The sequence below is a fragment of the Parahaliea mediterranea genome (assembly GCF_017255185.1).
GTDB lineage: Bacteria > Pseudomonadota > Gammaproteobacteria > Pseudomonadales > Halieaceae > JAFKCZ01.
This window is the reverse complement of sequence record NZ_JAFKCZ010000025.1, coordinates 19,487-29,780: the sequence shown is the minus strand read 5'-3', so window position 1 is coordinate 29,780 and position 10,294 is coordinate 19,487. Positions and strand designations below refer to the sequence as shown.

The 10,294-nt window shown below is 63.7% G+C and carries 12 protein-coding genes; 4 read left to right on the top strand and 8 right to left on the bottom strand.

The genetic code is table 11. The annotated features are described in order from the left end of the window. The 5 genes from JYP50_RS21310 to JYP50_RS22310 form a co-directional block, all read right to left on the bottom strand. A partial coding sequence (locus JYP50_RS21310; RefSeq protein WP_206562598.1) for an IS3 family transposase occupies nucleotides 1–623 on the bottom strand: 623 nt, incomplete at its 3' end. A 209-nt stretch (nucleotides 624–832) separates the two neighbouring features. After that, nucleotides 833–1,774, bottom strand: a complete 942-nt coding sequence (locus JYP50_RS21305; protein ID WP_206562597.1) for a hypothetical protein — start codon at nucleotides 1,772–1,774, stop codon at nucleotides 833–835. A 187-nt stretch (nucleotides 1,775–1,961) separates the two neighbouring features. Beyond that, nucleotides 1,962–2,192, bottom strand: coding sequence for a DUF6429 family protein (locus JYP50_RS21300; protein WP_206562596.1), 231 nt, complete (start codon nucleotides 2,190–2,192; stop codon nucleotides 1,962–1,964). A 120-nt stretch (nucleotides 2,193–2,312) separates the two neighbouring features. Then, nucleotides 2,313–2,609, bottom strand: coding sequence for a type II toxin-antitoxin system RelE/ParE family toxin (locus JYP50_RS22315; protein WP_206562595.1), 297 nt, complete (start codon nucleotides 2,607–2,609; stop codon nucleotides 2,313–2,315). After that, nucleotides 2,606–2,794: an addiction module protein gene (locus JYP50_RS22310; RefSeq protein ID WP_431311311.1), complete on the bottom strand. Its 189-nt coding sequence runs from the start codon at nucleotides 2,792–2,794 to the stop codon at nucleotides 2,606–2,608. The genes JYP50_RS22315 and JYP50_RS22310 overlap by 4 nt, the downstream gene beginning before the upstream one ends. 155 nt (nucleotides 2,795–2,949) lie before the next feature. On the opposite strand from JYP50_RS22310, the gene JYP50_RS21285 reads away from it, so the two are divergent. After that, nucleotides 2,950–3,717, top strand: a complete 768-nt coding sequence (locus JYP50_RS21285) for an exodeoxyribonuclease III (RefSeq protein WP_206562593.1) — start codon at nucleotides 2,950–2,952, stop codon at nucleotides 3,715–3,717. 34 nt (nucleotides 3,718–3,751) lie between these two features. On the opposite strand, the gene JYP50_RS21280 is transcribed toward JYP50_RS21285, so the two are convergent. The 3 genes from JYP50_RS21280 to JYP50_RS21270 are packed head-to-tail and all read right to left on the bottom strand — an operon-like array spanning nucleotide 3,752 to nucleotide 5,458. Further along, nucleotides 3,752–4,123 (bottom strand): VOC family protein, encoded by a 372-nt coding sequence (locus JYP50_RS21280; RefSeq protein WP_206562592.1) that lies wholly within the window; start codon nucleotides 4,121–4,123, stop codon nucleotides 3,752–3,754. 25 nt (nucleotides 4,124–4,148) lie between these two features. After that, nucleotides 4,149–4,925: an NYN domain-containing protein gene (locus JYP50_RS21275; RefSeq protein ID WP_347136892.1), complete on the bottom strand. Its 777-nt coding sequence runs from the start codon at nucleotides 4,923–4,925 to the stop codon at nucleotides 4,149–4,151. After that, nucleotides 4,922–5,458: a cupin domain-containing protein gene (locus JYP50_RS21270; RefSeq protein ID WP_206562591.1), complete on the bottom strand. Its 537-nt coding sequence runs from the start codon at nucleotides 5,456–5,458 to the stop codon at nucleotides 4,922–4,924. The genes JYP50_RS21275 and JYP50_RS21270 overlap by 4 nt, the downstream gene beginning before the upstream one ends. Nucleotides 5,459–5,570: 112 nt before the next feature. Here JYP50_RS21270 and JYP50_RS21265 point away from each other — a divergent pair, with 112 nt between their 5' ends. From JYP50_RS21265 to JYP50_RS21255, 3 genes are all read left to right on the top strand, one after another. Beyond that, a complete protein-coding gene (locus JYP50_RS21265; protein WP_206562590.1) occupies nucleotides 5,571–7,178 on the top strand; it encodes a sulfotransferase in 1,608 nt (535 codons plus the stop codon). A 95-nt stretch (nucleotides 7,179–7,273) separates the two neighbouring features. Continuing rightward, nucleotides 7,274–9,052, top strand: coding sequence for a serine hydrolase (locus tag JYP50_RS21260; RefSeq protein WP_206562589.1), 1,779 nt, complete (start codon nucleotides 7,274–7,276; stop codon nucleotides 9,050–9,052). Beyond that, entirely contained in the window at nucleotides 9,049–10,257 is a 1,209-nt protein-coding gene (locus tag JYP50_RS21255; RefSeq protein ID WP_206562588.1) for an MFS transporter, read from the top strand. The genes JYP50_RS21260 and JYP50_RS21255 overlap by 4 nt, the downstream gene beginning before the upstream one ends. The last annotated feature ends 37 nt before the right edge of the window (nucleotides 10,258–10,294 follow it).

Sequence of the window (10,294 nt, the reverse complement as noted above, 5' to 3'; positions counted from 1 at the left end):
TGGTTACTCCCTTGTGTGGTGCTTGGCGGCTCACACTTGGGGGTTACTATGAGACTTCTGGAACTGTCAAACTTCGCTTGCCTCCCCAGCAAAGCTGGGGGGTCTCCCTTTTGTACTAGACTGAGATTGTCATTGGCCGAGTGTCTCCTCCTTCGGTTGTACAACACTTCAATGTATCCAAATATTCCCGATCGCGCTTCTTCCATCGTCTGATAGTTCTTTGCGTAGATCAATTCAACTTTCAGTCGACTGAAGAATGATCCCATAGGCGCGTTTTCCCAGCAATTACCTTTCCGGCTCATGCTAAGCTTAATACCCCGGGATACGGCATAGTCGATGTATTTCTGAGCCCGGTATTGAACACCTCTATCCGAATGAAGAGTAAGCCAAGGTGATGTCCTGCGAATCGCCAAGGCAGCATTCAGAGCAGTTCGGACAAGCTCTTCGGTCATAGATGCACCCGACGCCCAAGCCACAATACGCCGTGAATACAAGTCCATCACAGCGGCCAGATACAGCCATTGATCATTCACCCAGACGTAGGTGATGTCGGTTGTCCATTTTTCGTTGGGAGCTTTGGCTTTAAAGTCGCGCCACAGCAGATTTTCGGTGACATTCACCATAGTTAGGCTCATTCCAGCCAGGCCACTTACAAGCCACTAATAATGTTAAAGTTTTTTGTTATCCCTATTTATGCGCCCACAATTAAAAGGTACTTTCGATCCATATATCAATTTGACTGTAAACCCCAGCATACTGACCAACTTTTCCAACTTTGAGAAAAGCGTTGAGAACTCGTTGTTCAGCAAAGTCCTAAAGCAACATGTCCTTGTTAAAACACAAGCGAATCCGGGAACGGTCCATCTATCCCCCTCTCCAGACCTTCAGTCCTCAACGGAAACTCCGGCGCAATATCCGTGGACACCAATGGCACCACTCGCCCGGTTTCCTCCTCAACCTGCAAACATTCCCGTTCTGGGCTATCCCATCTCTGGGCCCACGTGGATTGAGCCGGCGGTACAACGGGGTCAGTGATATAGAATTGCCCATCCGGTCCAACGATAATCGGCCAGAAGCCTGTAGCCGGGAACAAGCCGGTAACCGGCCATTCGGGGAGGATCATGGAGGGTAACGGGTCGGCGTCGCACGACGCATTGTTATATGCCAAATGGTTTTGGGGGTTGGAGACGCGGTAGTTAAACCCGGTGTGCTCAAGAAAGATAATGTATTGCCTGGCATAGCCGCGAAGGCGGACCATGATGCCTTTTTTACGTGTTTGCGGATCGTCTACGAGTGTTCCGATAAGGCGGTCATTGGCGTCAAACACTCGGGGATTGCCGTCGTCCCGGAAGCCGAGCTCAGCGGTCTCAACCGGCCCAATGCGTTCGAATTCGGGGATCACGTAGAAGCGCTCATCGGACTGCAGGATGTCCATCAGCGGCGGGTGGTCGGTGAAGAAGTCCGTGCTCAACGAGCAGGCGGTTTCGGTGCCGCCGCACAATCTTCTATCGCCTTTTTTCCAGCCCTTGAAACGGTAGTTGGGGTGTATGGCCTGGCCGCGGAAGGTTTCGCTGAAGTGGATATCCACCACATCGATCTCGCAGACCTGGCCGGCGGGGCAGTGGTAGGCGCCGCTGCCGGAGGTAACGCTGCCGATAGTGTGCCCCACGGTAACGACCTTGCATCCCGCTAGGAGCAATGTCGCCGTGAGGCCCAATACGCTGCAAGTTAACGATTTTAACAGTCTTGCGATCCTTCTTCCTTGAATGTCCATGGCACAGTCCTCCTTTACTGTGCAAACTATACCGGCATCCGACAAGCAATACATCACAAGTCATGACAGGAAATCCAGACAAAGCACGTCTCCGCGGAGATGTGCTCCGGTTATTAACAACATCAGGTATGTGACGCGATGATATAAGCTATGCTTTTCTGACCGGTTTTAAGTGCTGCATAGCTGCTCAAGACTTTTTGCTAAACAGCTCCCGGAACAGACGCTCGGATTCCCGCTCGCCCTCCTTGGTTAGCAGCACTGACTTCGCTTTGCTAACCGGGTTGTCAATATAGCCTTTTTCGTAAAGTCTATTCATTGCACCCCAATCGAAGGACTTCCACGCTCTGCCGCCATTGTGCAGCGTCAGATGAAGTAGTGCCAACACAGCTTGATCGATTTTATCCTCGTCAATTTCCATGATTCGCCTCGTGTAACAAAGCTAGTATTTTGTTCACGGCTCTGTATGCGGCCCGTCAAGTTCGGTAGACAAATGGCGTAACGCGCCCGGCATTGTTATGACGAAGTCGCATGCAACTCGTCATGTGCGTCGTTGCCACTTTGAGGGATGTCGACTGCCGTGCATAACTGAAATGATCAGTATTTCGGCCTCTCGCACCAGGTAGAAAATTGCAAATGGAAACCTGGGCAATACTGTTCGATGCACATTACGGTGTACGACAGGGTAAGACCGAGGGTTTTGTTCGATGGCTTCCACCATCCCAAGCACTGTATCCAGGAATTCATGACCGAGCCCCGGTTTTTGCGATTCATACCAAAAGGCCGCTTCTTCCAGGTCACGTTCCGCCTCTTCCCTGAGCCGGAGGATGTATGTCATAGGCGCTTTCGAATGTCCGCGATTACGTCGTTAGCTGGTCGACCGGTATTCCGGTCAATCTCGAAGGCATCTAGCCGCCGGTCCAGCTCAGCTTTCTGCTCCGGGGTTAGGGGTAGAACACTCTGGTCGTGGGCAATGCTATCCCACAGATCCTCGACGATCCGAATGCGATCCTCAACAGGCATTTTTTTCAAATCCGTGTCCATATCCGGATCATACCCCTACTGTGTTGTCTGTCCAGCGCGCCGGACAATCTCCCAGGTATCGATCCCTGACCAAAATACCCACTATTTGCGCTAAAATCCTCCCCCTCACTCAACGACTACCGGATCGCCTATCCATGAAACTCGCCTCCTGGAATGTCAACGGCCTGCGCGCCGTGATGAAGAAGGACTTTCCCCAGTCCCTGCACACCCTCGACGCCGATGTGCTCTGCCTGCAGGAGACCAAGGCCCAGGACGACCAGGTGGTGGCGGCCCTGGAAGGGGTGGAGGGCTACCACGTGTACAGCAACTCGGCGGTGCGCAAGGGCTACTCGGGTGTGGCGATCCTGGCGCGGGAACGGCCGCTGTCGGTGGAGCCGGATATGGGCATGGAGGAGCACGACCAGGAGGGGCGCGTGCTTACCGCCGAGTACCCGGACTTCTACCTGCTTACGGTCTACACCCCCAATTCCGGCAATGAGCTGGTGCGCCTGCCCTACCGGGAAACCTGGGACCGGGACTTCCTCGCCTACGTCAAAAAGCTGAAGAAAAAGAAGCCAGTGCTGATGTGCGGCGACTTCAATGTCGCCCACCGGGAGATCGATATCGCGCGGCCCAAGCCCAACTACAACAAGAGCGCGGGCTACACCCAGAAGGAGATCGACGGCATGGACAATATCCACGCCGCCGGCTTTGTGGATACCTTCCGCCACTTCCACCCAGACACGGTGAAGTACAGCTGGTGGAGTTACCGCGCGGGGGCCCGGGCCAAGAACGTGGGCTGGCGGATTGATTACTTCCTGGGCTGCGAGCAGTTCGTCAGGGAGCGGGTTGCGGGGGCGGAGATCCACAACGACATTTTCGGCTCCGATCACTGCCCGGTGTCGGTGGAATTGCGGGCGTAGACACGCCCGCGATCGCTACTGCCTGCGGCTGGCCTCAGCCGAACTGGAAGAAGGCCACCTTGTTGCCGTCCGGGTCGCGGATATAGGCGCCGTAGAACATGTCGGGGATGCGCTGGCCCGGCTCGCCCTCGTCGGTGGCGCCCAGTTCCAGGGCTTTCTGGTAGAGCTTGTCCACGTTTTCCTTGGAGCCGGGGTTGATGGCCAGCATGTTGCCGTTGCCGGGGTGCGGGTCTTCCTCGTTGTAGGGGATGCACACGCTGAGCATGGGCTCCTGCATGCTCTTGCCGATCATGGCGATGCGGTCCATGTCGATCAGTACCTTGGCGCCGAGGTCTTCCAGCAGGGCGGCGTAGAAGGCCTTGGCCTTTTCCATGTCTTTCACGCCGATGGTTACGTATCCAATCATGTCGATGTCCTCTTGCGGGGTCGGTTCAGGGTTTGAAGCGTTTGTCGCGGATGTACAGCTTGTAGGAGCCGTCCGGCCGCTGGTCGCGCTTTTCCATGTCGAACAACTCGGTCACCTCGATCAGCTCGCTGAGCTTGCGGTAGCCGTAGTTGCGCGAATCGAAGGAGCTCTGATTGGCGATGTGCTGGCCAACGAAGGAGATGTTGGCCCAGCCATCGTCGTCGGAGGTGGCATCCACGGCGCCGCGCAGCAGGTTGATCAGCTTGGCGTCCTGGTTGAGCTTCTGTTTGGAGAACTTCTTGCTCGGCTGGCTGGCGCTTTTACCGCCGCTCTTTTTCGGTTCTTCCCGCGGCACTTCCAATGCCTCCAGGAACACGAACTTGTCGCAGGCCGCCTGTAACGAGGTGGGCGTCTTCTGCTCGCCAAAGCCGTACACCACCAGGCCCGACTCGCGGATGCGCGTCGCCAGGCGGGTGAAGTCGCAGTCGCTGGTGACCAGGCAGAAGCCGTCGAGCTTGTCGGTGTAGAGCAGGTCCATGGCGTCGATCACCATGGAGGCGTCGGTGGAGTTCTTGCCGCGGGTGTAACTGAACTGCTGGATCGGGCTGATGGCGAACTCGTGCAGGATGTCTTTCCAGGAGCCGAGCTGCGGCGTGGTCCAGTCGCCATAGGCGCGCTTGACGCTGGCCACGCCGTACTTGGCGATCTCCTGCACCAGCACCTCGCACAGTTTGGGGCTGACGTTGTCGGCGTCGATCAGCACCGCCAGCCGCAGGCGCTGCCCGTGACCCGCGCCGTTCACGATGCGGCGTCCACGAGGACCGCCACCAGCAGGGCGGGCTCGCTGCCGCGGTTGACCCAGGCGTGGTTGGTGCCGCGTTGCACCACCACGTCGCCGGGTTTCAGGCCCTCGATCTCGCCGTTGTCGAGCAGCATGTCCAACTCCCCCTTCACCAGCACGATGTAATCCACGCTGTCGGTCTTGTGCATCAGCGGGTGCCGGCGGGTGTCCACCCGGGCGCCGCTAGCCCCCACCGCCTCGAAGCTGAAGGCCGCGGCGGCCTCCTTTTCTTCCGCGGGGATGGCGTCGTTTTCCGGCGGCACCTCGAACCAGCGCACTTTTACGCCCCCAGGGGGCGGACACAGGCGCGGATCGGTGCCGGCCAGGGCGTCCTCGAAGCGGCTGTTGTCCGCCGGCACCGACGCGGTCTGCCAGATCTCGTGCAGGCCGGAGCCATGGGCGGCGATGGCGGCGGCGGGGCCGCCGTCGAGGGCCACTTCAGACTGGCCATCGGCATTGTTGGTGGTGACGACGCGGCGCAGGGTGCGGGTCATGGCGGGTTCTCTCCTGTCCTTGGCAGCGGGTAGCATAGTCGCTGACGGGGGCGCCGCGCCAGTGGCGCGTTGCCGGTGGCCAGCGGTGCGCGGCTTCGGCGATAATGGCGCGGTGAAATCATTTCAGCCCAATACGCCGCTGCGAGCGGCCCAAGCCCTGGAACAGCGCGCCTGGCAGTGCCTCAAGGCGGGCCAGCCGCGCGAGGCCATCGAGTGCTGCCGCCGCCTGAACCAGCACCACCCCGACTACGCCTCCGGCTGGTACAGCTGCAGCCAGATCGCCCTGCAGCTGGGCAAGCCCGCCGCCGCGCTGCAGGCAGTGGACAACCTGCTGCAGCTGCAACCGAAACACCCGGGGGCGCAGTTGCAGCGCGCCAACTGCCTGATGCGCCTGGGGCGCGAGGCCGAGGCCCGACCCCTGGTGGCCGCCCTGGACGACGCGCCGCTGCAGAGCGCCTACCAGCACGCCACCCTGGCGCTGCTACTGTCGCGGCTGGATGAGCAGGAGCGCGCCCTGGCGCACTACCGGCACGCGGCCACCCTGGAGCCGGAGGTCGCCGAGCACCACTACAACCTGGCCTCGGTGCTGCGCTTTGTCGGCGGCACCGGCGACGCCGAGGCGGCGCTGGACACCGCGATCCGGCTCGCCCCCGACGACGCCGAAGCGCACAAGCTGCGCGCGGACCTGCGGCGCCAGAGCCCGCAAAGCAATCACATCCCGCAACTGGAGGCGGCCCTTAAGCGCGCCAAAGACCCGCGGCAGATTGCCACCTTGCACTACGCCCTGGGCAAGGAGCTGGAGGACCTGGAGCGCTGGCCGGAGGCCTTCGCGGCGCTGAACAAGGGCGCGCGGCAGCGCCGCGCGCTGATGCGCTACGAGGTGGCGGACGACGTCGACACCCTGGACACCATCGCCCGGGTCTACGACCGCGATACGGTTACAGCGGAGGCCGCCGTCGGCAGTGACAGCGAGGCGCCGCTGTTCGTGGTGGGCCTGCCGCGCACCGGCACCACCCTGGTGGAGCGCATCCTGGGCATGCACTCGCGGGTGCACGCCGCCGGGGAGCTCAACCAGTTCGCGCTGTGCATGTCGCGGGCGGTGGCGCAGTTGCCCCAGGCGCGGGGCAAGCTGAGCAAGCAGCAGCGGGTGGCGCTCAGCGCGCGGCTGGATTTCGCCGCCCTGGGGCGCGACTACCTCGCCAGCATCCCCCCGGCGGCCGCGGCGGCGCCGCACTTCGTCGACAAGATGCCGCTCAACTTCCTCTACCTGGGGCTGATCCACCGGGCCCTGCCGCGGGCGCGCATTATCCACCTGCGGCGCCACCCCCTGGACGCCTGCTTCGCCATCTACAAGACCCTGTTCGCCGACGCCTACCCCTTCTCCTACGACCTCGACGAGCTGGCCGCATACTACCTGGCCTACCACCGGCTGATGGCCCACTGGGAGGCGGTGCTGCCCGGCGCCATCCACACCGTGCACTACGAGCAGTTGGTGAGCGACCTCGAGCCCCACAGCCGGGCGCTGCTCGAGTACTGCGGCCTGCCCTGGGAGGACGCCTGCCTGGACTTCCACCGCAGCGCCGCCGCCAGCACCACCGCCAGCGCCAGCCAGGTGCGCGAGCCGGTGCACCGGCGCTCGGTGGGGCGCTGGCGCCACTTTGCGCGGGAGCTCGAGCCGCTGGCCGAGCGCCTGCGGGCCGGCGGGGTGGCACTGGACTAGCGGGCATTGGACCAGCGCCGGCGCACTAACTGGCTCTATGGCGGCGCGGGGGGCGCTGCTACGGTGGCCCACACAGTCATCACCAGCGCCCGGCCTTGAAGCACCCCCACACCACACGGCACAACCCGCTGCGCGCCTGTCTTGCCGCGCTGCTGCTCCTGTCGGTCCTGGCCGCCGGGCGCGGTCACGCCGGCGCGGAGTTGGCCGAAGCCGGTGAGATGGCGGCCGTCACGCCCCCCGCCGATGCCCAGCCACCGGCGGGGCAACTGGCGGGACGCCTGGAACTGAAGCTCTCAACAGCGCTCGCCATCGAAGTGCTGCGCGACGACTACGCCCTGGCGCAAGACCGCAAGCTGCGCATCGCCGAATTACCCGACTTCGCCTTCGACTATGTGCAGGACGGCGCCGAGCTGATCCCGCTGCAAAGGGGCCTGCAGCGCACCGCGCACCCCCACTGGGACCTGTTCCTGGAACCCGGGGGCCTGTGGCGCGCGCCGGGGGACGACGCGATGCACGCGAGCCTGCCTTTCGCCCTGCAGGAAAAGAACGCCAACTGCACCCACAACGGCGTGCTGCACTTTCGCCTGCACAAATCGAGAGAGCGCCTGCACAAATCAGCAGAGCGCCCGGACGCGTCCGGCGAGGTATCGCCGGTGACGGTGCTGATCGGCAGCGAGACCTGCCAGTACCTTAAGTTCAACCTGCGCGGGCAGGTGTCCGCGCGCTTTCACGCCGGCGCGCCGGCGGGGGCGGAGCAGGCGCTGGCGACACAGCGCGCGCTGCGGGCCAGGCGGCTGCCGGTCAAGCCGCTGGTGGCCCTGCAGGAAACCGCGCCCGCTTTCGACATCGACGCCCTCGCCGGCGCCGGCCAGCTGCCCCGGGAGGACCTCAGCGCCTGGGGCCTGGTGGTGGGTGATACCCACTACGCCAGCGGCTGCCCCACGCGCCTGGGCCCCTACCCCTTCTGCGACGCGCTGAGCCTGCCCTCCTACTCCCTGGCCAAATCCCTGGTGGGCGGGCTGGGCCTGATGCGCCTGGAACAACAGTACCCCGGCAGCCGCGATCGGCGCGTGAGCGACCTGGTGAGCGCCTGCGGGAACGGCGACGGCTGGCAGGCGGTGACCCTGGAACACAGCCTGAACATGGTCACCGGCCACTACGGCGCACCCGGCGCCCAGGAAGACGAGGCCAGCGAGGCGATGCTGACGGGATTCTTTAACGCCGAAAAACACGCGCAAAAAATCCGCTTCGCCTGCAGCGGCTGGCCGCGCCGCGCGCCGCCGGGGGAGACCTTCGTCTACCACAGCTCCGACACCTACCTGCTGGGCACCGCGATGACCACCCTGCTGCGGCAACAGCGCGGCGACAGCGCCGACCTGTATAACGATGTGCTGCGGCCCCTGTGGCGGGACCTCGGCCTGAGCCCGGCCCTGGCGGACACCCGGCGCAGCCGCGACACGGCGCGCCAGCCCTTCACCGGCTACGGCCTCACCCTGCTGCGGGACGACATCGCGCGACTGGCCCGGGCCCTGAACCGGGGCGAACTCGACGCCCGGCTCGACACCGGCATGCTCGCCGCCGCCCTGCAGCGCGGCCCGCATCCCGCCGGCATCTTCCCCAGCGAGGGCAGGCTCTATTACCAGCACGGCTTCTGGGCCTACGACGCCGCGCCGCTACTGGGCTGCGACAGGCCGCTGGCCCTGCCCTTTATGTCCGGCTACGGGGGCATCAATGTCCTGCTGCTGCCGGGGGACATGGTCTATTACTACTTCAGCGACGGCGGCCGCTTCGCCTTCGCCGACGCCCTGCTCCAGATCAACCAGCTGCGGCCGCTCTGCGCCCAAGCCAAGCCCATAACAAGGACACCCACATGAGCTACCAGGCCACCCCCGGCGCCGCGGCGCCACCGGCGCGACGCTTTCCCACCGCCGCCGCCAACGGCGAAATCGCCCGCGTGCTGCTGGCCTTCCTGGCCACCGCCGGGCTGTTCTACGTCAATATCATGCCGGCGCTGGTGGACGGCCTGATCGGCGGCCTGGGTTTCAGCAACCGCGAGGCGGGCTTTGTCGGCTCGGCCAATGTCTACGGCGCCGCGCTGGGCGCCCTGACGGCGGTGTTTGTGGTCAAGCGCCTGCCCTGGCGGCCCTGCGCGGTAACCCTGCTGCTGGGCCTGATCACGATCGACTTCGCGTCGATGCTGCTGGAGTCGGCCTGGGCGATGATCGCCCTGCGCTTCGTACACGGCTGCGTCGGCGGAGCCCTGGTGGGGGTCGGCTTCGCGGTGATCTCGCGCACCACCCAGGCGGACCGCACCTTCGGCTACCTGCTCACGGTGCAGTTCGGCCTCGGCGGGCTGGGACTGATGTACCTGCCCGGGCTGGTGCCCGACTTCGGCGTGTCGGCCCTGTTCCTGGCGCTGATCGCCTTCTCGGTGGTGACTCTGCTGATGGTGCCCTTCCTCGACGACTACCCGGTGGCGCGCGCGCCGGTGGCGGCGGCCGCTCAGGGCGATAACAAGAGCCTCGTATCCCGCCGCGGCCTGCTGACACTGACCCTCGCCGCGACCTTCCTGTTCCAGGCGGCCAACATGGCGATCTACGCCTACATCATCGGCATGGGCCGCTTCTTCGGCCTGGACAGCGGCTTTATCAGCAGCACCCTGGGCTTTGCCGCCTGGATCGCCATTTCCGGCTCGGTGGCGGTGATCCTGTTGTCCACGCGCTACGGGCGCCTGCTGCCGGTGGCGGGGGCCATCGCCCTCACCGTCGCCGGCACCTGGATCCTGCACTACAGCGACGTGAAGGCCCTGTTCTGGGTCGCCAATGTCGGCGTGGGCATCACCTGGGCCTTTGTCATTTCCTACCTGCTGGGTATGTGCTCGACCTTCGACGCCAGCGGCCAGGCCGCGGCGCTCGGGGGCTTCGCCTCCAAGATGGGCCTGGCCAGCGGCCCGATGATCGGGGCGCTGGTGCTGGGGGAGAACAACTACGCCCTGCTGATCAACCTCAGTGTCCTGGCGCTGGTGCTGTCGCTGATCTGCGTGCTGGTGCCGGCGCGAGTGCTCGACCGGCACACCTGAATATCTGCTATGGTTGGGGCATCGCGCCGTCACCGGA